The 23,707-nt window shown below is 64.0% G+C and carries 21 protein-coding genes and 1 pseudogene; 20 read left to right on the forward strand and 2 right to left on the reverse strand.

The genetic code is table 11. From position 1 onward, the window contains the following. From HDG33_RS26690 to HDG33_RS26775, 18 genes and pseudogenes are all read left to right on the forward strand, one after another. A partial coding sequence (locus tag HDG33_RS26690) for a citrate/2-methylcitrate synthase (protein ID WP_311548384.1) occupies positions 1-240 on the forward strand: 240 nt, incomplete at its 5' end. Between the two features lie 321 nt (positions 241-561). Next, entirely contained in the window at positions 562-1,971 is a 1,410-nt protein-coding gene (gene leuC, locus HDG33_RS26695; protein ID WP_184036019.1) for a 3-isopropylmalate dehydratase large subunit, read from the forward strand. A gap of 5 nt (positions 1,972-1,976) precedes the next feature. Then, positions 1,977-2,135 (forward strand): entericidin A/B family lipoprotein, encoded by a 159-nt coding sequence (locus tag HDG33_RS26700; RefSeq protein WP_018424119.1) that lies wholly within the window; start codon positions 1,977-1,979, stop codon positions 2,133-2,135. Between the two features lie 84 nt (positions 2,136-2,219). Continuing rightward, positions 2,220-2,873: a 3-isopropylmalate dehydratase small subunit gene (gene leuD, locus HDG33_RS26705; RefSeq protein WP_018424120.1), complete on the forward strand. Its 654-nt coding sequence runs from the start codon at positions 2,220-2,222 to the stop codon at positions 2,871-2,873. Between the two features lie 90 nt (positions 2,874-2,963). Beyond that, complete coding sequence (gene leuB, locus HDG33_RS26710; protein ID WP_184036022.1) at positions 2,964-4,031, forward strand: 3-isopropylmalate dehydrogenase; 1,068 nt, start codon at positions 2,964-2,966, stop codon at positions 4,029-4,031. Positions 4,032-4,391: 360 nt separating this feature from the next. After that, positions 4,392-5,513, forward strand: a complete 1,122-nt coding sequence (gene asd, locus HDG33_RS26715) for an aspartate-semialdehyde dehydrogenase (protein ID WP_184036025.1) — start codon at positions 4,392-4,394, stop codon at positions 5,511-5,513. 138 nt (positions 5,514-5,651) lie between these two features. Beyond that, entirely contained in the window at positions 5,652-8,378 is a 2,727-nt protein-coding gene (locus tag HDG33_RS26720; RefSeq protein WP_184036028.1) for a FimV/HubP family polar landmark protein, read from the forward strand. Beyond that, positions 8,375-9,187, forward strand: coding sequence for a tRNA pseudouridine(38-40) synthase TruA (gene truA, locus HDG33_RS26725; protein WP_184036031.1), 813 nt, complete (start codon positions 8,375-8,377; stop codon positions 9,185-9,187). Before HDG33_RS26720 ends, truA begins: the two co-directional genes overlap by 4 nt. After that, a complete protein-coding gene (locus tag HDG33_RS26730) occupies positions 9,184-9,894 on the forward strand; it encodes a phosphoribosylanthranilate isomerase (RefSeq protein ID WP_184036344.1) in 711 nt (236 codons plus the stop codon). Before truA ends, HDG33_RS26730 begins: the two co-directional genes overlap by 4 nt. Before the next feature lie 60 nt (positions 9,895-9,954). After that, entirely contained in the window at positions 9,955-11,148 is a 1,194-nt protein-coding gene (gene trpB / locus HDG33_RS26735; protein ID WP_184036034.1) for a tryptophan synthase subunit beta, read from the forward strand. 9 nt (positions 11,149-11,157) lie between these two features. After that, a complete protein-coding gene (locus HDG33_RS26740; RefSeq protein ID WP_184036037.1) occupies positions 11,158-12,072 on the forward strand; it encodes a site-specific DNA-methyltransferase in 915 nt (304 codons plus the stop codon). An 80-nt stretch (positions 12,073-12,152) separates the two neighbouring features. Continuing rightward, positions 12,153-12,965 (forward strand): tryptophan synthase subunit alpha, encoded by an 813-nt coding sequence (trpA, locus tag HDG33_RS26745; protein ID WP_184036040.1) that lies wholly within the window; start codon positions 12,153-12,155, stop codon positions 12,963-12,965. A 79-nt stretch (positions 12,966-13,044) separates the two neighbouring features. Beyond that, positions 13,045-13,917: an acetyl-CoA carboxylase, carboxyltransferase subunit beta gene (gene accD, locus HDG33_RS26750; RefSeq protein ID WP_090808311.1), complete on the forward strand. Its 873-nt coding sequence runs from the start codon at positions 13,045-13,047 to the stop codon at positions 13,915-13,917. Between the two features lie 319 nt (positions 13,918-14,236). Continuing rightward, complete coding sequence (gene folC, locus HDG33_RS26755) at positions 14,237-15,547, forward strand: bifunctional tetrahydrofolate synthase/dihydrofolate synthase (protein ID WP_090808313.1); 1,311 nt, start codon at positions 14,237-14,239, stop codon at positions 15,545-15,547. Positions 15,548-15,576: 29 nt separating this feature from the next. Then, positions 15,577-16,539 carry an SPOR domain-containing protein gene (locus HDG33_RS26760; RefSeq protein WP_184036043.1) on the forward strand — a complete coding sequence of 321 codons (963 nt, stop codon included), beginning with the start codon at positions 15,577-15,579 and terminating at the stop codon, positions 16,537-16,539. 7 nt (positions 16,540-16,546) lie between these two features. After that, the gene (locus tag HDG33_RS26765; protein ID WP_090808318.1) at positions 16,547-17,098 is read left to right on the forward strand and encodes a CvpA family protein; all 552 of its coding nucleotides are present in this window, start codon (positions 16,547-16,549) and stop codon (positions 17,096-17,098) included. Between the two features lie 89 nt (positions 17,099-17,187). After that, a complete protein-coding gene (gene purF / locus HDG33_RS26770; RefSeq protein WP_090810350.1) occupies positions 17,188-18,738 on the forward strand; it encodes an amidophosphoribosyltransferase in 1,551 nt (516 codons plus the stop codon). A 249-nt stretch (positions 18,739-18,987) separates the two neighbouring features. Further along, a pseudogene (locus tag HDG33_RS26775) lies at positions 18,988-19,971 on the forward strand (O-succinylhomoserine sulfhydrylase); the annotation flags it as partial. Between the two features lie 106 nt (positions 19,972-20,077). On the opposite strand, the gene HDG33_RS26780 reads toward HDG33_RS26775, so the two are convergent. Continuing rightward, entirely contained in the window at positions 20,078-20,866 is a 789-nt protein-coding gene (locus tag HDG33_RS26780; protein WP_090808320.1) for an AraC family transcriptional regulator, read from the reverse strand. 19 nt (positions 20,867-20,885) lie between these two features. After that, complete coding sequence (locus HDG33_RS26785) at positions 20,886-21,227, reverse strand: FKBP-type peptidyl-prolyl cis-trans isomerase (RefSeq protein ID WP_090808322.1); 342 nt, start codon at positions 21,225-21,227, stop codon at positions 20,886-20,888. Between the two features lie 195 nt (positions 21,228-21,422). On the opposite strand from HDG33_RS26785, the gene HDG33_RS26790 reads away from it, so the two are divergent. Both HDG33_RS26790 and HDG33_RS26795 read left to right on the forward strand, forming a co-directional pair. Next, entirely contained in the window at positions 21,423-22,244 is an 822-nt protein-coding gene (locus HDG33_RS26790; RefSeq protein ID WP_184036046.1) for a sensor histidine kinase KdpD, read from the forward strand. 91 nt (positions 22,245-22,335) lie between these two features. Beyond that, positions 22,336-23,679, forward strand: coding sequence for a hemolysin family protein (locus HDG33_RS26795; RefSeq protein ID WP_184036049.1), 1,344 nt, complete (start codon positions 22,336-22,338; stop codon positions 23,677-23,679). The last annotated feature ends 28 nt before the right edge of the window (positions 23,680-23,707 follow it).

The raw sequence follows: 23,707 nt of genomic DNA on the forward strand, positions 1-23,707 counted from the left end.
GACGAATACTTCGTGTCGCGCAAGCTGTACCCGAACGTCGACTTCTACTCGGGCATCGTGCAGCGCGCGCTGGGCATTCCGACGTCGATGTTCACGTGTATCTTCGCGATGGCGCGTACGGTCGGCTGGATCGCGCAGTGGAACGAAATGATCGCCGATCCCGAGCAGAAGATTGGCCGTCCGCGTCAGCTGTTCATCGGCGAGACGCTGCGTGAAGCGAAGCCGATCGCACAGCGCTGATCGCTGATCGAGCTCGATACGCGCGCTTCGCAGCGGCATTCGTGCCGTGCAAAAAGCGCGAAATCCGAGTGAATAAAACGCCTCGACGGGTTGACCGTTGGGGCGTTTCTGTTTCTGCGGCCGCCGCGGGTCGAGGCATGCGGCGCATTGGCGTCGCCGGTGGCCGATGCTTGCCGGGTAACACCGATACAGGTATCGACACTACCAGCCAACCCCATGTTTTTTATCGGTTTTTTCGCCGTCTATGCAGCCCATCGCGGTGCGCAGCGTGGCATAATCGATCGACACAGTCAGCCCGCAGTCATTACTACCCCGCATACCATGGCACAGACTCTCTACGACAAATTGTGGAACACGCACGTGGTCCACACGGAAGACGACGGCACCACGATTCTCTACATCGACCGTCACCTGCTGCATGAAGTGACCAGCCCGCAGGCGTTCGAAGGCCTGAAGATGGCCGAGCGTCCGGTGTGGCGCATCAGCGCGAACCTGGCCGTGTCCGACCACAACGTGCCGACCACGGACCGCAGCCACGGCATCGCCGATCCGGTGTCGAAGCTGCAGGTCGACACGCTCGACGCCAACTGCGACGCCTTCGGCATCACACAGTTCAAGATGAACGACCTGCGTCAGGGCATCGTTCACATCATCGGGCCGGAACAGGGCGCCACGCTGCCGGGTATGACGATCGTCTGCGGCGACTCGCACACGTCCACGCACGGCGCGTTCGGCGCGCTCGCGCACGGCATCGGCACGTCGGAAGTCGAGCACGTGCTGGCCACGCAAACGCTGCTGCAGAAGAAGAGCAAGAACATGCTCGTGAAGGTCGAGGGCCAATTGCCGCGCGGCTGTACCGCGAAGGACATCGTGCTCGCGATCATCGGCAAGATCGGCACCGCGGGCGGCACCGGCTACGCGATCGAATTCGGCGGCTCGACGATCCGTTCGCTGACAATGGAAGGCCGCATGACGGTCTGCAACATGGCGATCGAAGCCGGCGCGCGCGCCGGCATGGTCGCCGTCGACGACACCACGGTCGAATACCTGAAAGGCCGTCCGTTCTCGCCGCAGGGCGTCGAGTGGGATCACGCGGTCGAGTACTGGAAGCAGTTCAAGTCGGACGACGGAGCGCATTTCGATCGCGTGGTCGAGTTGAACGCCGCCGAAATCGTGCCGCAGGTCACCTGGGGCACGTCGCCGGAAATGGTCACGCCGATCGACGGCCGCGTGCCGGATCCGGAGCGCGAAAAGGACCCGGTCAAGCGCGACGCGATGGAGCGCGCGCTCAAGTACATGGCGCTCGAGCCGAACGCGCCGATCGAGTCGATCAAGCCGGATAAAATCTTCATCGGGTCGTGCACCAACGCGCGCATCGAAGACATTCGCGCCGCGGCTTACGTCGTGAAGAAGCTTGGCCGTCGCGTCGCGCCGAACATCCGTCTGGCGATGGTCGTGCCGGGTTCGGGTCTCGTGAAGGCGCAGGCAGAGCGTGAAGGCCTCGACAAGGTCTTTACCGAGGCCGGTTTCGAATGGCGCGAGCCGGGCTGCTCGATGTGTCTGGCAATGAACGCCGACCGGCTCGAGCCGGGCGAGCGTTGCGCGTCCACGTCGAACCGCAATTTCGAAGGTCGTCAGGGCGCTGGTGGCCGCACGCACCTCGTGAGCCCCGCAATGGCCGCGGCTGCGGCCATCGAAGGGCATTTCGTCGACATTCGCAAGCTCGGATAAATCGCATGATGAAGAACATGAATCGCATCACTCTATTGCGCCGCTTCGCACTCGGCACGTTCGCCGGGCTCCTGCTCGGTCTAGCCGGCTGCAACACGGTGCACGGATTCGGCCAGGACATGTCGCACCTCGGCAATTCGATCAGCAATCACGCTGAGAAATAAGCGGTTTTTGATTTTTGCCGGCGATACGGCGCGGGGGTTCCAGCCGCCAGTCGCATCGCCCGGTCCTGAACAGGCGCAAGCGTCATGGATAAATTCATCGTACACACCGGCGTCGTGGCGCCGCTCGATCGCGAGAACGTCGACACGGACGCGATCATTCCGAAGCAGTTCCTGAAGTCGATCAAGCGCACGGGTTTCGGTCCGAATGCGTTCGACGAATGGCGCTACCTCGACCACGGCGAACCGGGTCAAGACAACTCGAAGCGTCCGCTGAACCCGGATTTCGTGCTGAATCAGCCGCGCTACCAGGGCGCCTCGGTGCTGCTCGCGCGCAAGAATTTTGGCTGCGGCAGCTCGCGCGAACACGCGCCCTGGGCGTTGCAGCAATACGGCTTTCGCGCGCTGATCGCGCCGAGCTTCGCGGACATCTTCTACAACAACTGCTTCAAGAACGGCGTGCTGCCGATCGTGCTGACCGAACAGCAGGTCGATCATCTGTTCAACGAGACGTATGCGTTCAACGGCTTTGAGCTGACGATCGACCTCGAAGCGCAAGTCGTGCGCACGGCCGACGGCGGCACCGAATATCCGTTCGAAGTCGCGGCGTTCCGCAAGTATTGTCTGCTGAACGGTTTCGACGACATCGGCCTCACGCTGCGTCACGCGGACAAGATCCGCCAATTCGAAGCGGAGCGTCTCGCGAAGCAACCGTGGCTGAACAATCGCCTCGTCCGTTAAGCGAAACCGTGAGGGCGTTAGGGGCGTGAAGTCCGCGCGCCAATGTCGGTTTGCGCCAGGAAATCCGAAAAAAATCATCAAGGAATTCGCATGAAGATCGCAGTGTTGCCGGGCGACGGCATCGGTCCCGAAATCGTCAAGGAGGCCGTCAAGGTCCTGAACGTGCTCGGCGAGAAGTTCGAACTCGAAGAAGCGCCGGTCGGCGGCGCGGGCTACGAAGCGAAGGGCCACCCGCTGCCGGACTCGACGCTCGCGCTCGCGAAGGAAGCCGACGCGATCCTGTTCGGCGCGGTCGGCGACTGGAAGTACGACAAGCTCGAACGCGCGCTGCGCCCTGAGCAGGCGATTCTCGGTCTGCGCAAGCACCTGGAACTTTTCGCGAACTTCCGTCCGGCGATCTGCTACCCGCAACTGACGGGCGCGTCGTCGCTGAAGGAAGAGATCGTTTCGGGTCTCGACATCCTGATCGTGCGCGAACTGAACGGCGACATCTACTTCGGCGCGCCGCGCGGCGTGCGTACGTCGCCGGACGGCCTGTTCGCCGGCGCAAAGGAAGGCTTCGACACGATGCGCTATTCGGAACCCGAAGTGCGCCGCATCGCGCACGTCGCATTCCAGGCGGCGCAAAAGCGCGGCAAGAAGCTCACCTCGGTCGATAAAGCCAACGTGCTCGAAACGTCGCAGTTCTGGAAGGACGTGATGATCGACGTGTCGAAGGAATACGCGGACGTCGAACTGTCGCACATGTACGTCGACAACGCCGCGATGCAGCTCGTGAAGGCGCCGAAGTCGTTCGACGTGATCGTGACCGGCAACATGTTCGGCGACATCCTGTCCGACGAGGCGGCCATGCTGACCGGCTCGATCGGCATGCTGCCGTCGGCATCGCTCGACAAGAACAACAAGGGCTTGTACGAGCCGTCGCACGGCTCCGCGCCGGATATCGCCGGCAAGGGCGTTGCCAATCCGCTCGCCACGATCCTGTCGGCCGCGATGATGCTGCGCTATTCGCTGAACAAGGCGGGGCAGGCCGATCGCATCGAAACCGCGGTGAAGAAGGTGCTCGAACAGGGCTATCGCACCGGCGACATTCTCACGCCGGGGTGCAAGCAGGTCGGCACCGCCGCGATGGGCGATGCCGTCGTGGCCGCGCTGTAAAACGCGTGCACCGCATGCGCTCGCAGAGCGAGGGCATGCGGTGGTCAGGTCAACAATACTGGCCTTTTAAAAGCGCGAATCGGGCCTTTAAATAGGCCGATTTGCACGTCATACGGCGAAGAACGCCGCCAGTTTTTCGTTTTCGTGTATATTATTGCGATGGCTCAGATCTCCCAAATCTCCTCGATTTCCAAAATGCACGGCACAACGGCCCGTGCGATCGAGTTCGCCATTACCATCAAAACCATTACCCCGAAAACGATCACGAAGCGCTGATCGTCCGTCGTGCCCGCCCATCTTCCCCGCGCGGTCACTGCGGGCAAAGACGCGGGGAAGTTTCCATTCGAAGGGTATGAAGTCATGAACGTAGGTCTCGTAGGTTGGCGCGGCATGGTCGGCAGCGTCCTGATGCAACGTATGCAGCAGGAAGGCGATTTCGACTTGATCGAACCGGTGTTTTTCAGCACCAGCAACGCGGGCGGCAACGCGCCTTCGTTCGCCAAAAACGAGACCAAGCTCAAAGATGCGACAAGCATCGACGACCTGAAGAAGTGCGACGCGATCATTTCCTGCCAGGGCGGTGACTACACGAACGAAGTGTTCCCGAAGCTGCGCGCGGCGGGCTGGAACGGCTACTGGATCGACGCGGCATCGTCGCTGCGCATGAAGGACGACGCGGTCATCATTCTCGATCCGGTCAACCTCGACGTGATCAAGAACGCGCTCGTCAAAGGCCAGAAGAATTTCATCGGCGGTAACTGCACGGTCAGCCTGATGCTGATGGCATTGGGCGGCCTGTTCCGCGAAAACCTCGTCGACTGGATGACGGCCATGACTTATCAGGCCGCATCCGGCGCGGGCGCGCAGAACATGCGCGAATTGCTGTCGCAAATGGGCACGCTGCACGGCGCGGTGAAGAACGAACTGGCAGACCCGGCTTCGGCGATTCTCGACATCGACCGCCGCGTGCTCGAAGCGATGAACAGCGACAGCATGCCGACCGACCACTTCGGCGTACCGCTCGCGGGCTCGCTGATTCCGTGGATCGACAAGGATCTCGGCAACGGCATGTCGAAGGAAGAGTGGAAGGGCGGCGCGGAAACCAACAAGATCCTCGGCAAGCCGGCCATGGGCACGCCGGGTTCGATTCCCGTCGATGGTCTGTGCGTGCGGATCGGCGCAATGCGCTGCCATTCGCAAGCGCTCACGATCAAGCTGACCAAGGACGTGCCGCTCGACGAAGTGAACAGCATCCTCGCGTCGGGCAACGACTGGGTCAAGGTTGTGCCGAACGAACGCGAAGCGTCGATGCGCGATCTGTCCCCGGCGGTTGTCACCGGTACGCTGACGGTGCCGGTCGGCCGCGTGCGCAAGCTCGCGATGGGCGGCGAGTATCTGTCGGCCTTCACGGTCGGCGATCAGCTGCTGTGGGGCGCGGCTGAACCGCTGCGTCGTATGCTTCGCATTGTGCTCGACAAGTAAAGTAAACTACGCGCTCACGACGCGTAGACAACTCAAGAAGCGTCGCGCTTGCGCGGCGCTTTTTCATTGTGTGCTCCGATCATCTTGTCTCTTTCCACTCGCAAAAAAGGCTGCGCGCTGACGCGCCCAGGAGTCCCGATGAACTTTCGACGCTCCGCTCTTCGGGCTATGTCCATTCGTCACGAGAAGGTGCGATTCAGCAGCCGTCCGGCGGCGATGGCCGCTTGTGCCACTTTCGCCCTTGCGCTGCTCGGCGGTAGCGCGGGCAATGCGCTTGCCGCGCCGGCTAGTGCCACGAGCGCGCCGGATGCCGCTTCCGCTGTCAGTTCCACTACCGCTGTCGTTGCTGTCGCTGCGGGCTCTCAGTACACCGTACACGCAGGGCAGTCGCTGAACGATGTCGCGATCGCTATTACGCAGTCGCATGACCGGGCGGTACTCGCGCGCGCTACGCACGCATTGTTCGACACGAATCCGGCCGCGTTCATGAATCACGATCCGAGCCGGATGCGTGTAGGAGCGGTGTTGATCGTGCCGGCGCTCGATGCGTCGGGGGCCTTGGCGGTTTCGTCGACCGGGGCCGCGGCAGGGGCGTCGGAGTCCACGGCGGCTGCGCCCGCTTCCGCGCCGACTGCCGCGCCGGCCGCGGCGGCTGCCGCCAGCACGGCGAGTGCAGTCGCGCAGGTCAACGCCGCCGCCGCGAGTGCGGCCAGCGCGGCGGCTCAAGCGACGACGCCAGCCGCATCCACGGTTTCCGGCGCGGCCAGCGCGGCGGTATCGACCGGCGCGGCGGCGGGCGGTGCGGTTTCGTCCGCGCCAGTGGCCGGTTCGGCGCCGGTGGCGACGAGTGGCGCGCGGGAATGGGGCGGATCGATTCAATCGGCGGCGAGCGCGCCCGCCGGACAAGCGCCGTCGGCAGCGACCGCGACTGCACCGGCGGCCGCGGCCGCGCAGGCGGCTTCGCAGCCGCATCCGCAGGTGTCGAGTCTGCAGCAATTGCTGGCGCTGAAAAACCGCGTGCTGATGGAGTTGCAGAAGCACGGTATCGGCGGGGCGCCCGTCGCTTCAGGCCCAACGCCGACGAGCGCTGCGCAGCCGGCACCGGCAGGTTCCGCGGCGACTGTGGCCGTGGCGCCGGAGCACGCGAATGTGACGACGTCGCCGTCGAATGAGGGCGGCATCTCTCAGCGCGATTTGAGCATCGCGGCGGCCGTGGGCGCGGCACTGATCGTTCTGCTCGCTGCTCTGCGCATGGGTCGCCGCAAGCGCGATAAAGAGGCCGCGGCACGGGCTGTCGAGGCAACTGATGCAGAAATGGCGAGACCCGCGCGTGAGGCCGATTCGCGCAATGGCAGCGCGGCGGCGGGGCAGGCCGCGGTCACGGAAGGATCGGACGCGCAAGATCAAGAGGTTGCACGGCAGGCCGCAGCAGCAGAGCATGCGGCTGCGGAACGTGCGGCAGCCGAACAGGCAGCGGCCGAAAGCGCGGCTGCGGAGCGGGTAGCAGCGGAGCGCGCGGTGGCCGAGGAGGCGGCGGCCAAGCGCGCCGCAGCGGAACGTGCGGCTGCGGAACGTGCAGCAGCCGAGCAAGCCGCAGCAGAAAGCGCGGCAGCCGAACGTGCAGCAGTCGAGCAAGCCGCAGCGGAAAGTGCAGCAGCCGAACAGGCGGCAGCGGAGCGAGCCGCAGCAGAGCGAGCAGCGGCCGGAGAACACGCCGCGGCGGAACGCGCAGCAGCGGAACAAGCAGCAGCCGAACAAGCAGCAGCCGAACAAGCAGCAGCACGCGTCGCCGCCGAACATGCGGAAGCGGAACGCATCGCAGCAGAACGCAGCGCATCCGAGCGCGCCGCAGAAGAACAGGCGGCACAGCAAGCAGGCACGCCCGAACCTACTGCACCAACGGCGCTACTCGCCAGCATCCCGCTACCCAGCCAAAGCGAACTGTCCAGCGAACCACCGGCGGTCGCACCCGCCCATGACGAGACGCTGCGCTCCGCCGCGACGGCCGCCAATCTCGCCGCCGCGGCAGAACTCGGCGCCGACGCGTTGCAGCTGGGACCGCTCGAACCGGTTGGCGCCGCGGCGCAGGACGAGAACGCGCATCGCCTGCCATGGGACGAGGAACCCACAGAAAGTCCGACCGCAGAGAAAACGACAGGCACGACGACAACCCCGAGCCCAAGCGCCGCGGAACCGCCCTCGACAGCGTCGCACACCGCGACGGCCGAACCGCAGTCCCCCTTGAACGTTCCACCCCCAGTAATCGATTTCACGCAACATCAGATCGAACCGCGCGCCACTACGTCGTTCGGTCAGCCGTTCAGCGACATCCCCGTGCCGACGGAACCCGCGCCGTCCGCATCGACCGAGTTCCCGCGCGACGCCGTCGACGCGTTCGGCAGCCTCAACATGCCGCTGCCGCCGCGCATCGAAGTGCCCACCGTCGGCGAAGCGGAGCCTTCCACGTCGCTTTCGACGCAACCGGTCGCATCGCCCGACACGACCGCGCAGCAGGCCTTCGGCGTCCATGGCGCGGACGACGACGCCCCGCACATCGCCGACCAGATCGCCGCCGGCACAGCCGGCCACGGCGCCGTCGCGGGCCTCGGCGCGGCCGGCTTCGGCGCGCTGAAGCTCGACTTCGACCTCGAGTTGCCGCCGAGCCCGGCTCAGCCATTGCCGGCCTTCACACCGGCCGATCTCGGCCGCATCGCGCGCAACAAGCTGGAGTTGGCCTCCGAGTACATCGAGCTCGGCGATCTGGCGGGCGCCCGCGCGCTCATCAACGAAGTGATCGAAGCAAACGATCCAGCCACGCGCACTGAAGCCCGCGCGTTGCTTTCGACTCTCGCACCGCTGTCGTGAAGCGCATCGCATTAGGCGTGCAATACGACGGCGCCGCGTTCACTGGATGGCAGTCGCAGCCGCATGGCAACACGGTACAGGACGAGCTCGAACGGGCGCTGCGCGAATTCATGCGCACGCCCGTGCAGACGGTGGTCGCCGGCCGCACCGACCGCGGTGTGCATGGCTTGGGTCAGGTCGTGCATTTCGACACCGACCTCGATCGCCTCGACATCTCCTGGGTGCGCGGCCCGAACGCGTTTCTGCCGAAGACGATCGGCGTGCAATGGGCCAAGCCGATGCCCGACGATTTTCACGCGCGGTTTTCGGCATTCGAGCGGACCTATTACTACGTGCTGTACGTAAGTCCGGTTCGCTCGCCGATGCTCACGACGCGCGCCGGCTGGGTGCACACGCCACTCGACGTCGACGCGATGCGCTCGGCCGCCGAGCACCTGATCGGCGAGCATGACTTTTCGGCGTTTCGTTCGTCGCAATGCCAGTCGAAGACGCCGTTCAAGCACCTGTACCAGATCGACGTCAAACGACAGGGTAACTTCGTGCATTTCCGCTTCCGCGCGAACGCGTTCCTGCATCACATGGTGCGCAACGTGATGGGCTGTTTGATCGAAATCGGCAGCGGCCGCCGCCCGGCCGCGTGGATGGCCGACGTGCTCGCGAGCCGTAGCCGCGATTGCGCGGCGCCGACCTTCATGCCCGACGGCTTGTACCTCGCGCAAGTGGGCTATCCTGAGCAATTCGGCGTGCCCGACCCGGCGACGGGCAGCGTGCCGTGGAGCAGCGTATGGACCGAGCAACCGGAAACATGAAAGCGGCAGAGAACCCCGCCATTCAGACCAACGCCACCGCCTTGCAAGGCGTGCCACATCGCACGCGCATCAAGCTGTGCGGACTATCGAAGCCCGTCGACATTGCACACGCGATCGACCTCGGCGCCGACGCGATCGGCCTCGTGTTCTATCCGCCGAGCCCGCGCTCGGTGAGCGTCGCGCAAGCGGTCGAACTCGTGCACGAGGTGCCGCCGTTCGTGTCGGTCGTCGGTCTGTTCGTCAACGCGACGCCGGAATGGGTTCACGAAGTCGCGAGCAACGTGAACCTGACGCTGTTGCAGTTCCACGGCGACGAGACGCCTGAGCGGTGCGAGGCGCTCGCCGGCGTTGCGGGTTTGCCTTGGTTGCGCGCGTTGCGTGTTGCGGCGGATACTCGAGCGGCCGATTTGGTAGAATCGGCATTCAACTATTCAGCAGCCAGTGGTCTTCTGTTCGACACCCATGTCGAAGGCTACGGCGGCGGTGGGAAGGTTTTCGATTGGTCACTTATTCCAGCAGAACTCGCGCATCGGGCCGTTTTGAGTGGTGGGTTGAACGCGCAAAACGTCAGTGATGCGATCCATCGCGTGCGCCCGTACGCGGTCGATGTCTCGAGCGGCATCGAAGTAGCGGGCGCCCGGGGCGTGAAGGATCACGCCCGGATGGAGGCGTTCGTACGCGCGGTGCGCGCTGCGGACGCTGAATGATTCAGGCTCGCGGGCGCTTTCCGATGAAAGCCGCGAGCCATCCTGAGAAGAGTGATCACCATGTACAACTTGCCTGACGAAAGAGGCCACTTCGGCCAATTTGGTGGTGTGTTCGTCGCCGAAACGCTGTTTTCCGCACTCAACGAGTTGCGTGAAGCGTACGAGAAATATCAGAAAGACCCGGAGTTCGTCGCCGAATACGAGCGCGAATTGAAGTATTTCGTGGGTCGCCCGTCCCCGATTTATCACGCCCAGCGCTGGAGCGAATTGCTCGGCGGCGCGCAGGTTTATCTGAAGCGTGAAGACCTGAATCACACGGGGGCGCACAAGATCAACAACGTGATCGGCCAGGCGCTGCTCGCGAAGCGCATGGGCAAGCCGCGCGTGATCGCGGAAACCGGCGCCGGTCAGCACGGCGTGGCCACGGCGACAATCTGCGCGCGCTTCGGTATGGAGTGCGTGGTGTACATGGGCGCCGAGGACGTGCGCCGCCAGGCCGCGAACGTTTATCGCATGAAACTGCTCGGCGCGACGGTCGTGCCGGTCGAATCGGGGTCGCGCACGCTGAAGGACGCGCTGAATGAAGCGATGCGCGACTGGGTCACCAACGTCGAAAACACGTTCTACATCATCGGCACGGTTGCGGGTCCGCATCCGTACCCGATGATGGTGCGCGACTTCCAGCGTGTGATCGGCGACGAATGCCGCGTGCAGATGCCAGAACTCGCTGGCCGTCAGCCGGACGCCGTCATCGCGTGTGTTGGCGGCGGTTCCAATGCGATGGGGATCTTTTACCCGTATATCGACGATAGTTCCGTGCAGTTGATCGGCGTCGAAGCGGCCGGCGACGGCCTCGAAACGGGTCGTCACGCGGCATCGCTCATCGGCGGTAGTCCCGGCGTGCTGCACGGTAACCGCACGTATCTGCTGCAGGACGAAGACGGCCAGATCATCGAGACGCATTCGGTGTCGGCAGGCCTCGACTACCCGGGCGTCGGCCCCGAGCACGCGTGGCTAAAAGAGAGCAATCGCGCCCAATACGTAGGCATCACCGACGAGGAAGCCCTGAAGGCGTTCCACGATTGCTGCCGCATCGAGGGCATTATTCCTGCGCTGGAGTCGAGCCACGCGCTCGCTTACGCTACGAAACTCGCGCCGACCTTGTCGAAAGACAAGATTCTGCTGGTCAACCTGTCGGGCCGCGGCGACAAGGACATGCACACGGTCGCTGAGCGATCGGGTATCCAGTTCTGAGCCGCGACGATGCGCGACGAGTTCGACGAGCCGCAGCCGGCGATTGAATCCACGAATCCGGCCGCCGAAGTCCCGGCGGCCGCGGCATCCGCACCGCTGCTGGCGCAGGTACCGGCCGGCATTCAGCTGTTAAACCGCGATTTTCTAACCGATGTAGCGAACATTCCCGATGAGTCGATCGACCTGATCGTCTGTGATCCGCCTTATGGGTTGGGGAAGGACTATGGCAACGACTCGGACATGCGCACGGGCGAGGAATTTCTCGTCTGGACGCGCGGCTGGCTCGAGCTCGCTGTACCGAAGCTCAAGCCAACAGGGTCGCTCTATATTTTCTGCACCTGGCAATACGCGCCGGAAATCTTCAGTTTCCTGAAGACGAAACTCACGATGGTCAACGAAATCATCTGGGACCGGCGCGTGCCGAGTATGGGCGGCACCACGCGCCGCTTCACGTCAGTGCATGACAACATCGGTTTTTTCGCGGTGTCGAAGGACTACTTCTTCGATCTCGATCCCGTCCGCATCCCGTACGATGCAGTCACGAAGAAGGCGCGTTCGCGAAAGTTGTTCGAAGGAAGCAAGTGGTTGGAGCTTGGCTATAATCCGAAGGATGTCTGGTCGGTATCGCGTCTGCATCGGCAGCATGCCGAGCGCGTTGCGCATCCAACCCAGAAACCTCTGGAAATCGTCGAGCGGATGGTACTGTCCAGCTGCCCGATGGGCGGCCGCGTGCTCGACCCATTCATGGGCAGCGGCACCACCGCAGTCGCTTGCGTCCGTCATCAGCGCGAATTCGTCGGCTATGAGATCAACGAGAGCTATTGTGCGATAGCGCGCGAGCGCGTCAGCGCCGCCGCTACGCCTGCTGCGCCCCGTCGGACCCGAGCCAGGCCAAAAGTGCAGCCGTCGACCGAAGTGCAGTGAAAAGCGCGAGATACGTCGCTAAGTTCGCTGAAAAGCGCGCGGCAATGGGCGCGCAATAGCCCTAATTCGAGAGTACTTCCATGTCCCGTATCAAGAACACGTTTGCCGCGCTGTCCGCCCAAGGTAAGAAAGGCCTGATCCCGTTCATGACCGCTGGCGACCCGGACCCGGCTCGCACGGTCGAGTTCATGCACGCCCTCGCCGCCGGCGGCGCCGATGTGATCGAACTAGGCGTGCCGTTTTCCGACCCAATGGCAGACGGTCCTGTCATTCAGCAGTCGTCTGAACGCGCGCTCGCGAAGGGCGTGTCGCTACGCCATGTGCTGGCCGACGTCAAACGCTTCCGTGAAGCCGACGACAAAACCCCGGTCGTGCTGATGGGCTATGCGAATCCGATCGAGCGAATGGGCGCCGAGGCCTTCGCGAAAGCCGCGAAGGAAGCTGGTGTCGATGGCGTGCTGGTGGTCGACTATCCGCCTGAAGAGTGCGCAAACTTCGCGGAACAGATGCAATCTGCCGGGATCGATCCGATCTTTTTGCTCGCGCCGACTTCAACCGACGAACGTATCGCCGAAGTCGGCCGCATCGCCAGCGGCTACGTCTACTATGTGTCGCTGAAAGGGGTCACCGGCGCCGCAAATCTGGACGTTTCCAGCATCGCGAGTAAAATCCCGGCCATCAAGTCGCGCGTCCCCCTGCCGGTGGGCGTCGGTTTCGGCATTCGCGACGCGCAAACGGCGCGTGCGGTGGGCGAGGTGGCCGATGCCGTCGTGATCGGCAGCCGTATCGTTCAATTGCTCGAACAGGCAGCGCCCGACGCCGCTGCCGAGACGCTCACGCGTTTCGTTGCCGAGGTGCGCGAGGCGCTCGATAGCGTCGCGACTGCCCGATAACAGTTATTTTTTGTCGCGGTAACGTGAGCGGCGGGCTCGTCCCGCCGTTCGCGCGACTGCTGACCCAGAAGGATTCCCTATGAGCTGGCTCGATAAGCTGCTGCCGCCGAAAATCAAACAAACCGACCCGAAAAACCGCAAGGGAATTCCGGAAGGCCTGTGGATCAAGTGCCCGTCGTGCGAAGCCGTGCTGTATCGCAACGACGTCGAGGCCAATCTGCATGTTTGCCCCAAGTGCGACCATCACATGCGCATCGGCGCACGTGAGCGGCTCGACAGCCTGCTCGATCCGGAAGGCCGCTACGAAATCGGCCAGGAAATCGTTCCGGTCGACGCGCTGAAGTTCAAAGATAGCCGCAAGTACCCTGAGCGCATTAAAGAGGCGATGGACGAAACCGACGAGACCGACGCAATGGTCGTGATGGGCGGCGCGATTCACACGCTGCCGGTCGTCGTGGCGAACTTCGAGTTCTCGTTTATGGGCGGCTCGATGGGTTCGGTGGTCGGCGAGCGTTTCGCGCGCGGCGCGCAGAACGCGCTCGAACAGAAAGTGCCGTTCATCTGCTTCACCGCTTCGGGCGGCGCGCGGATGCAGGAAAGCTTGCTGTCGTTGATGCAGATGGCAAAGACCACCGCGATGCTCACGAAGCTGGCGGAAGCCAGGCTGCCATTCATCTCGGTGCTGACCGACCCGACGATGGGCGGCGTGTCCGCGAGTTTCGCATTCCTCGGCGACGTCGTGATCGCCGAACCGAAGGCGCTGATCGGCTTTGCTGGTCCGCGCGTGATCGAACAGACCGTGCGCGAGAAACTGCCGGAAGGCTTCCAACGCGCCGAGTTTCTGCTGCAAAAGGGCGCGATCGACATGATCGTCGATCGTCGCAAGCTGCGCGAAGAGATCGCGCAATTGCTGGCGCTGTTGAGCCATCAGCCGGCGGACGCGGTCGCGTAAAAGCCGGGCAGCACCGCATTTGCCGCTCTTTCGCCGCGCTGTCGAAGACGCCGCGGAGCCAGAGAAGCAATCAAAAAATAGCGCGCCGCGTGAGCAATCAAGCGGCGCGCTGTCATTTCCAGGATAATTACCGTCGCCTGCGATGCGGCAGCGGTCGAAGCAGAAGCTGGCGCGGCTCAAGGCGCGGGTTTGTGCGCATAAACCGCGCAACGGCCTAGGCCCATGACCGGCGCCCGCGACCCTCGACCGCAACCGCCCGACCAGCACCCTTCGCAGCACTGCAGAACCGAACTACCGCGACTCACTCAAGATTCACCCGATGACGACATTCCCCACTCTCGACGCGTGGCTCACGCACCTTGAATCCGCGCATCCGGTCGGCATCGACATGGGTTTGGGCCGAATCTCCCAGGTGCGTGATGCGATGCAGCTATCGTTTGCGTGCCCGATCATCACGGTCGGCGGCACGAACGGCAAAGGCTCGACCTGCGCGATTCTCGAAGCGATCCTGCTGCGCGCGGGCTATACGGTCGGCTGCCACACGTCGCCGCATCTGCTGTCGTTCAACGAGCGCGCGCGCATCAACGGGGCAATGGCAAGCGACGCAGATCTGCTGCCGCACTTCGAAGCCGTCGAGGCCGCGCGCCAGAGCCTCGCCAAACCGGTCACGCTGACCTACTTCGAATTCACGACGCTCGCAATCATGAGCCTGTTCGCGTCGCGCGGCCTCGACGCGGTGATTTTCGAAGTTGGCCTCGGTGGCCGTCTCGACGCGGTCAATATCCTCGACACCGACTGCGCGATCATCACGAGCATCGATATTGACCACACCGACTATCTCGGCGACACGCGCGAAAAAATCGCGTTCGAAAAAGCCGGTATCTTCCGTCCGGGCAAGCCCGCGATTTGCGCGGACCCGGTGCCGCCGCAATCGTTGATCGATCACGCGGAAAAGATCGGGGCGCAATTGTGGTTGTTCGGCCGCGATTTCCGTTACGAAGGCCAGGCCGGCAGCGAGCGACAGCAGTGGAGTTATGTCGGCCCGACGCTGCGGCGCTCGGCGCTCGCGTATCCATCGCTGCGCGGCGCGAATCAGCTGATCAACACGTCGGCGGCGCTGGCTGGGCTCGAAGCTTTGCGCGACCGACTGCCGGTGTCCGCGCAGGACATCCGGCTCGGCATCGCCAACGTGGATCTTCCGGGCCGTTTCCAGGTGCTGCCGGGCAAGCCGTCCATCGTGCTCGACGTCGGCCACAATCCGCATGCCGCCGCGGTGCTCGGGCAGAACCTCGGCAACATGGGCTTTTTCCCGTACACGTACGCGGTGTTCGGCGCGATGCGCGACAAGGACATCGCCGGCGTGCTAAGTCATCTGAAAGGCGAGATCGATCACTGGTGCGTGACCGATCTGCCGACCCCGCGCGCCGCGTCCGCGCAAGAGCTGGAAACCGTGTTGCGCGAGCTCGGTGTGGAAGACGGCGCTGACAGCAGCGTCATGCGTTATGCGACGCCGGCGCAGGCTTTCCAGGACGCGCTAAAACGTGCGTCAGAGAATGATAGAATCGTCGTTTTCGGCAGTTTCTATACGGTAGCGGGTGTGATGGCCTACCGGAAATCGCAGCAACACTGAGCGGGCACCAGGCTCGAACCAAGCGATTCATGGGAATTTTCTCGTTCGGCAAGAAAGACGACGCGCCCAGCCGGCGCGGCGCAAACACCAGTTCCAATCGGGCCACCCGGGGTGAACGCGTCGAGCGGCGCACCCGCCGCACCGAGCGCACCGTCGATGCAGATGCAATGCTGCTCGACCCCACGCTGCCGGAAAAGCAGCGCGCGCGCCGCCGGCTCGTCGGCGCAATCGCACTGGTTGTCGCGGCGGTGATCATCCTGCCGATGGTGTTGGACTCGCACCCCAAGCCCGTCACCGACGACATCTCGATCGACATTCCGAACCGGCCCGCGCCGAAGCTCTCCAGATCCACCGCCAACGAAGACGTGCAGGCCGGCGTCGCGCTGGACAATCCGCCGGCCGCCGACACGGGCGTGGCTGCGTCTGGCCTCGCGCCGGCAACGAGCGCGGCGACCACGGCGGCAGCCTCGGCCTCCGCCGCCAAATCGTCGCAATCGACGCAATCGACGCAATCGACCGCAGCGAAACAAGGCGCGACCCCCTCCGCCGCAACTGGCGCTGTTACCGCCGCGACGCCGAAGTCCGCCGCGAAGCCGCAAACGCAATCGCTCGCAGCCAACACCGCGCCTGCTGTCCCCGCCAAGCAGACGAAGGCACCCGCCACCACACCGTCGGCGTCGACCGACGACGAAGCGAACACGGCCACCGCCAGCGCCGACGCGAACTCCGGCACGCCGGCCTCGCCGCCGGGCAACCGTTTCGCGGTGCAGCTCGGCGCCTTCTCGAACGAAGCGAACGCGCGCAATTGGGCCGCGAAGTTGAAAGCGGCAGGCGTGCCCACATATACGGAACATAGGAAGCAAGCCGACGGCTCGACGCTGACATTGCTGCGTGCAGGCCCGTTCGCCGACCGCGCCGCGGCCACCGCCGCTGTCGCGAAGGTCCGCGAGGCGGGCCTCGTGTCGGGCTCGAACGGCGGCGGAGCACAGTAAGCGAGCGATGTTCACTGCCTTCGACTACGCTGTAATGGCGGTGATCGGTTTGTCGGCGCTGCGAGGCGCCTGGCGCGGTTTGCTGTCGGAAGTGTTTGGTTTGATCGGCTGGGTCGCGGCGTTTTTCATCGCTTGCGAGTTCGTGGGCTACGTGGTCCCGTATATCCCGTCTACCTGGCCGGGCGGCGCGTTGACGCAGTGGCTGCTGGCTTTTTCGCTCGTGGTGATCGGCGTAGTGCTGGTCACGAGCGTGGTGAGCGCGCTGCTCAGCCGCCTCGTGCAGGTCACGGGACTGGGTGGTGCGGACCGCTCGCTCGGTTTGATGTTCGGCCTCGTGCGTGGGGTCGTTCTGGTGCTGATTCTGGTCGCCCTCGCAGGCTTGACCGAACTGCCCAAAGAGGAATTCTGGCGCAACGCGCTGCTTCGTCCGTATGCGGTTGCGGGCGTACGCGCAATGAAACCGCTGCTCCCCGAGGCGCTCGCCGCTTACGTCCATGTGGACGATTCGGGCGCGCCGAGCAATGCGCAACAGGACTCCGGCGCATACCGGCTGCCTTGACGTCGTAGCGCGTGCCGTCGCATGAAAGCGCGGGCGCGGTCGCAGGCACCGGTCGCCATCACGAATTTCGTACCTTTGAAGGACATGCCATGTGCGGCATCGTAGGCGTAGTTTCCCATTCCCCGGTCAACCAGCTGATCTATGACAGCCTGCTGCTTCTGCAGCATCGCGGTCAGGACGCCGCCGGCATCGCGACGGCGAACGGCAGCAATTTCCACATGCACAAGGCCAACGGCATGGTGCGCGACGTGTTCCGCACGCGCAACATGCGCAGCCTGCCGGGCACGACGGGCATCGGCCAGGTCCGTTACCCGACCGCCGGTTCGGCGTCGAGCGAAGAAGAAGCGCAGCCGTTCTACGTGAACGCGCCGTTCGGCATCATCCTCGCGCATAACGGCAACCTCACCAACTGGCAGCAGCTGAAAGATGAGATGTTCCGCATCGATCGCCGCCACGTGAACACCAATTCCGATACCGAAGTGCTGCTCAACGTGCTCGCGCACGAGCTGCAACTGTCGAGCTCGGGTCTGCAGCTCGATCCGGCCGCGCTGTTCAAGGCGGTGTCGGGCGTGCATCGCCGGGTGCGCGGCTCGTATGCGATCGTCGCGTTGATCGCTGGCTACGGCCTGCTTGGTCTCCGCGACCCGTTCGGCATCCGTCCGCTGTGCCTCGGCAAACGGGAAACGGCTGACGGCGTCGAGTGGATGCTGGCGTCGGAATCGGTGGCGATCGAAGGTGTCGGTTTCGAATTCGTGCGCGACGTGCAGCCGGGCGAGGCGATTTTCATCGACGCCGAAGGCCAGCTGCATTCGCAGCAATGCGCGACGACCACGAGCCTGAACCCCTGCATCTTCGAACTCGTGTATCTGGCGCGTCCGGATTCGGTGCTCGACGGCGTGCCGGTCTACAACGTGCGTCTGCGCATGGGCGACTACCTCGCCGAGAAGATCAGGCGCGAGCTGCCCGACGTCGCAATCGACGTGGTGATGCCGATTCCCGATTCGTCGCGCCCGGCCGCGATGCAGGTCGCGAAGAAGCTCGGCGTCGAGTATCGCGAGGGCTTCTTCAAGAACCGCTATGTAGGCCGTACCTTCATCATGCCGGGGCAGGCGGTGCGCAAGAAGTCGGTGCGCCAGAAGCTGAACGCGATGAACATCGAGTTCAAGGGCAAGAACGTGCTGATCGTCGACGACTCAATCGTGCGCGGCACGACGTCGCATGAAATCGTGCAGATGGCGCGCGATGCGGGCGCGAACAAGGTGATTTTCGCGTCGGCGGCGCCGCCGGTGAAATTCCCGAACGTCTACGGCATCGATATGCCGACGCGCGGCGAACTGGTCGCGCACGGCCGCTCGGACGAGGAAGTTGCGCGCATGATCGGCGCGGACCACCTCGTGTATCAGGACGTCGATGCGCTGAAGCAGGCGGTGCGCGATATCAATCCGGCGCTGAAGGAGTTCGAGGCTTCGTGCTTCGACGGCAACTACGTGACCGGCGACATCACGACCGAATACCTCGACCGCATCGAAAGCGCGCGTCTCGCGCCGTCGTCGCAATCGGATCGCGATGCCGCGAGCGAAGCGATCGACGGTGGCGGCCCGGCGCGTTCGCAGCTGCATCTGCAACTGTCGGTGGGTTGAGCGTACACACCGCGCCCCGAGCGCATTAACATGTTGGCTTGCGTCGATTTGATCTCAGCTTGCGGACGCGGGGCCACCCGAAACAGCTAAAGCGAAGGGCGGAACGCGACAGTCGTCCGCCCTGGCTCCAGCCTCCCCGCACATGAAGCCCGCTTATAGCCCGCTTATGCCGACGCAAAAGCGGGCTTTTTTGTTGCTGCCTTATTTAGCCACGGAAGCAGCCACGGAAACCTGGAGACCAGAACCAACATGGAAGACTTCCACAACTTTGACTTCGACACGCTGGCCGTTCGCTCGGGCACCGTGCGCAGCGATTTCAACGAGCACTCGGAAGCGATCTTCCTGACCTCGAGCTTCGTGTTTGCGAGCGCCGCGGACGCCGCCGAACGCTTCAGGAACTCCGAGGACTATTTCACGTACTCGCGCTTCTCGAACCCGACCGTGTCGATGTTCCAGGAGCGTCTGGCCGCGCTCGAACGCGGCGAGGCCTGCATCGCGACGGCTTCAGGCATGGCCGCGATCATGTCGGTCGTGATGTCGACGTTGCAGGCGGGCGATCACCTGGTCAGCTCGCGGGCGCTGTTCGGCTCGACGCTCGGCATGTTCTCGCAGATCTTCAGCAAGTTCGGCATTACGACTACGTTCGTCGATCCGACTGATTCGAACGCGTGGAACGAAGCGGTGCGTCCCGAAACCAAGATGTTCTTCCTCGAAACGCCTTCCAACCCGCTGACGGAAGTGTCGGATATCGAAGCGATCGGCAAGATCGCGAAGGCCGCGAATGCGCTGTTCGTCGTCGATAATTGCTTCTGCAGCCCGGCGTTGCAGCAGCCGCTGAAGCTCGGCGCGGACGTCGTCATGCATTCTGCGACCAAGTTCCTCGACGGCCAGGGCCGTGTGCTCGGCGGCGCGCTGGTCGGTTCGAAGAAAATCATCATGGAAAAGGTGTTTCCGTTCGTACGCAGCGCCGGGCCGACGCTGTCCGCGTTCAACGCGTGGGTACTGTTGAAAGGCATGGAAACGTTGTCGCTGCGCGTCGAGAAGCAGTCGGCGAATGCGCTCGAAATCGCGCGCTGGCTCGACTCGCATCCGGCCGTCAATCGCGTGTTCTATCCGGGGCTCGAATCGCATCCTCAGCACGCGCTCGCGATGCGTCAGCAGAAGTTCGGCGGCGCGATCGTATCGTTCGAATTGAAGGGCGACACGCCCGAGCAGATGCGTACGACAATGTGGGCTCGAAAGCTGACAGGCAGGGCGAAACCTGTGCGCGGCCTACAGGCTTCAAATGGCCTCAAAGGCCTCAAAGGCCTCAAAGCCATCCGCGCCACCTCCGCCGCGCTCAGTGCCGCAACGCGCGCCACTGCCCGGGCGCCAGCCCGAAACGCCGCGTGAACGCGTGCGTGTAAGCGCTCTGATCGCCGAAGCCGATCTCGAGCGCGATATCGGTCAACGAAAGACGCGCGTCCGCAAGCAGCGTGATCGACGTGTCGAGCCGCAGCCGCTGCAAATAGCGATGCGGCGTCTCGCCGAACGCATCGATAAACAGTTGATGAAAACGCCGCATGCCGAAACCGCAGTGCGCGGCGAGGTCCGCGATCTTCAGCGGCTCGGACAGATGCGCGCGCAGCCAGCGGTCGATGCGCGCGAAATCGAGACGAACGCCTTCGCTCTGCACACCGGCAAGCGCCCCGGAATCGGCGACAAGCGCGGCGCCCAGGCGTGCCGCAGCATCCCAATGAAAGCGACGGTGACCGAAGGCATTACCTTGCGCTTCGCCCACGCCGCCCGCAGCATGCGCGGCAATCGCGTGCACGAGCTGTGCGAGCGACGGATCAACGGCCACGGCGCGCGCGCGCTCGAACAACCGCTCGGGCACCGCCAGCGACGCCGCAGGCAAATCGAGCACGAGCTGACGGTTCGTGCCGACACCCGCATAATCGTGCCGCGCGCCGGCCGGGATCAGCCATGCGGAGCCGGCGTCGATCTGCTCGGCGACGCCGTCAACCGCCATCACCATTGCGCCGTCGAGCCCCAGCACGACCTGGTGGAAGTCATGCACGTCCGACGCTTCGATCGCGCCATAGCAGCGCAGCGAAACGTTGGGGGCGGTGACGGCGGCGTGGCTCACGACAATACCCAGGCGTGACTCAGACTTCGAGCAGTTCGACTTCGAACACGAGCGTCGCGTTCGGCGGAATCACCCCGCCCGCGCCGCGCACGCCGTAGCCGAGTTGCGGCGGAATGGTCAGCTTGCGCTTGCCGCCGACCTTCATGCCTTGCACGCCTTCGTCCCAGCCCTTGATGACCATGCCGCCGTCCAGCACGAACGCGAACGGGTCATTGCGGTCCTTGCTCGAATCGAACTTCTGGCCGTCGGTCAGCCAGCCCGTGTAATGCACGGTCACGGTCTTGCCGGCCACGGCTTCGGCGCCGGTGCCTTCCACGAGATCTTCGTACTTCAGGCCGGATTCGGTCGTCACAGTCGACATGCGTTGCTCCTCAGATCAAAACGTAAAACCGACATTGTAGGCGCGTTGACGTCGATCGCGGAGTCGGGTCCGGTTCCGCGCATGGCATGCGGATTGCATCCCGCGTCGCGATTCGGCCTCGACTGGTCGGTCCGAACGGGATGCCTATAATGGGGCTTCCCCCCATCATCCAGCATTGCCTGAGAGGACTCGATCGTGACTACGTCACCCAACGGGACTGCTGGCGCCCAGCCGGCGTCGGCCGGCTTCGTCATCACCGAACGCAGCGCGCTGCTGCGCGCGGAAACCGCGTTGTTCATGCGCGATCACGTGCTGTCGCTGGTGTCGCACGACCTGCGCGGTCCGTTGAATGCGATTCATAGCTGGGCGTACGTGCTCGAGCGCAAGCTCGACGCGAACGATCCCAATTCACAGCGCGCGATCACCGGCATTCGCAGCGGCGTCGATCAGCAGGTGAAGCTGCTCGAGACGATCGTCGATGCGACGCGCGCCGAAACGAAATCGCTCGCGCTCACGTATGAACCCTTTCCGCTGCATCCGCTGCTCGACGAAACCGTCGAGGAAGTCCGCGCCGGCCTCGCCCGCGCGCGCGGCGTCGAAGTGCGGCTCGACTCACAGATCGCCACCGAGCAACTGAACGGCGACCGCGCTCGGCTCGCCGCCGCGGTGTGGCTGATGCTGACGTTCGCCGTCGAAGCGAGCGCGCGGGGCACCGAGGTCGCACTGGCCGCGCGCGCGGACAACGGCACATGGCATGCGAGCGTCACGTACGAGCCGAACGAGGCCGCGTTGAACGACGCCGCGCTGCCGCATGTGCTCGAAGCGTTCGCGCGCAAGCAGGCGGGCGAACCGCGCGAGGCGAAGCGCATCGCGTGGGTGTTCGCGTTGTGCAAACGCGTCGCGGAGGCGCACGGCGGAAGCTTCGAGCAAAGCGATACGACGGAAGCGGACGGCGTCACCGCTACCCGCGCCACGCTCGTGCTGCGCGTGCCGTTCAGCGCGGCGGCGCCGAAATGAGCGTCGCGCGCGAATGCGTTGGCGCACAATCAGGATTTCATCGATCTTTCAGCCCCTATACTGACAACTTTTGTTGCCGGAGCCCGTCGCTTTGATCCAGGTTGTCGCTCTTATCGGTGCAATGTTTCTGGTTGCACTCAACGGCTTTTTCGTCGCCGCCGAATTCGGTCTGGTCAAACTGCGGCAGACCCGCGTGCAGAGCCTTGCCACCCAGCATGGCATGCGCGGACGTCTGCTCGCGAAGGTGCACGGACAGCTCGACGCGTATCTGTCGGCGTGTCAGCTCGGCATCACGCTCGCGTCGCTCGGCCTCGGCTGGATCGGCGAACCGGCGTTCGCGCAACTGCTGATGCCGCTTTTCACCGTGATCGGCGTCGAGTCCGAGAAGCTGATGCATGGCATTTCACTGTTCTTCGCGTTTTCGTGTATTTCGTTCCTGCATATCGTGGTCGGCGAACTCGCGCCGAAGTCGCTCGCGATTCGCGAGGCGGAGAAAATTTCGCTGTGGACCGCGACGCCGCTGTACGGTTTCTACTGGGCCATGTACCCGGCCATCTGGCTGCTCAACACGAGCGCGAACGCGGTGCTGAAGGCCGCGGGGCTCGATACCGACCAGGGTCACGACTCGCGTTACTCGACCGAGGAACTCAAGCTGATCCTGCGCGGCCGCCGCGCGAACGTCGCGAGCGAACTCGGTGCGTCGACCGGCGCGTACAGCCAGGACGAATGGAACACGATCGCGCACTCGCTCGACTTCTCCCGAATGACCGTATCGGACCTGATGCGGCCGTCGCATGAAATGGTGTGCCTGCGGCGCGATCTGCCGCTGCGCGACAACATGCAGGTGGTCGCGCGGCACCGCTTCAGCCGCTATCCGCTATTCGAGGATGCATCAGGCGAACGCGTGGCCGGCATGATCCATCTGAAGGACCTGCTGCTCGCGCGCCAGGCGGGCAGCACGCTCGACGACCTGTCGCGCTATGTCCGCCCCGTGCAGTACGTGAAGCCGGACATGCCTGCGCTCGAACTGTTCCGGCGCTTTCGCAAGGGCGCGCCGCACTTCGCGCTGGTCGGCCACAAGAACGCGAAACCGATCGGCTTCCTGACGCTCGACAACCTGCTCGGCGCGCTGGTCGGGCAGATCCACGATGAATTCCGCCAGGGAGACGCCGACTGGACCCGCATGGACGACGGCACGCTGATGGGCAAGGGCAGCTTGCCGGTGGTGTCGCTCGAACGTGCTCTGGGTATCGACATCGAGGAAGGCAAGGCCGAATCGGTGGGCGGGCTCGTGATCCAGGCGCTCAACGATCTGCCGAGCGAAGGGCAGCGCGTCGAGTTCGAAGACTTCGACGTCGTGGTCAAGAAGATGAAGGGACCGCGCATCGTGCTCGTGCGCGTGTATCCGAAGCTGTTCGACGACGAGGGCGGTTGAGGGCCGAGCCAACCCGAAGCCTCAACCC

This window comes from Paraburkholderia sp. Cpub6, from assembly GCF_014201065.1.
GTDB lineage: Bacteria > Pseudomonadota > Gammaproteobacteria > Burkholderiales > Burkholderiaceae > Paraburkholderia > Paraburkholderia tuberum.

Excerpts from the sequence above, each read along its gene's own strand:
- leuC (WP_184036019.1), top strand. The coding sequence starts at position 562 with ATGGCACAGACTCTCTACGACAAATTGTGGAACACGCACGTGGTCCAC.
- HDG33_RS26700 (WP_018424119.1), top strand. The coding sequence starts at position 1,977 with ATGATGAAGAACATGAATCGCATCACTCTATTGCGCCGCTTCGCACTC.
- leuD (WP_018424120.1), top strand. The coding sequence starts at position 2,220 with ATGGATAAATTCATCGTACACACCGGCGTCGTGGCGCCGCTCGATCGC.
- leuB (WP_184036022.1), top strand. The coding sequence starts at position 2,964 with ATGAAGATCGCAGTGTTGCCGGGCGACGGCATCGGTCCCGAAATCGTC.
- asd (WP_184036025.1), top strand. The coding sequence starts at position 4,392 with ATGAACGTAGGTCTCGTAGGTTGGCGCGGCATGGTCGGCAGCGTCCTG.
- HDG33_RS26720 (WP_184036028.1), top strand. The coding sequence starts at position 5,652 with ATGAACTTTCGACGCTCCGCTCTTCGGGCTATGTCCATTCGTCACGAG.
- HDG33_RS26730 (WP_184036344.1), top strand. The coding sequence starts at position 9,184 with ATGAAAGCGGCAGAGAACCCCGCCATTCAGACCAACGCCACCGCCTTG.
- trpB (WP_184036034.1), top strand. The coding sequence starts at position 9,955 with ATGTACAACTTGCCTGACGAAAGAGGCCACTTCGGCCAATTTGGTGGT.
- HDG33_RS26740 (WP_184036037.1), top strand. The coding sequence starts at position 11,158 with ATGCGCGACGAGTTCGACGAGCCGCAGCCGGCGATTGAATCCACGAAT.
- trpA (WP_184036040.1), top strand. The coding sequence starts at position 12,153 with ATGTCCCGTATCAAGAACACGTTTGCCGCGCTGTCCGCCCAAGGTAAG.
- accD (WP_090808311.1), top strand. The coding sequence starts at position 13,045 with ATGAGCTGGCTCGATAAGCTGCTGCCGCCGAAAATCAAACAAACCGAC.
- folC (WP_090808313.1), top strand. The coding sequence starts at position 14,237 with ATGACGACATTCCCCACTCTCGACGCGTGGCTCACGCACCTTGAATCC.
- HDG33_RS26760 (WP_184036043.1), top strand. The coding sequence starts at position 15,577 with ATGGGAATTTTCTCGTTCGGCAAGAAAGACGACGCGCCCAGCCGGCGC.
- HDG33_RS26765 (WP_090808318.1), top strand. The coding sequence starts at position 16,547 with ATGTTCACTGCCTTCGACTACGCTGTAATGGCGGTGATCGGTTTGTCG.
- purF (WP_090810350.1), top strand. The coding sequence starts at position 17,188 with ATGTGCGGCATCGTAGGCGTAGTTTCCCATTCCCCGGTCAACCAGCTG.
- HDG33_RS26785 (WP_090808322.1), bottom strand. The coding sequence starts at position 21,227 with ATGTCGACTGTGACGACCGAATCCGGCCTGAAGTACGAAGATCTCGTG.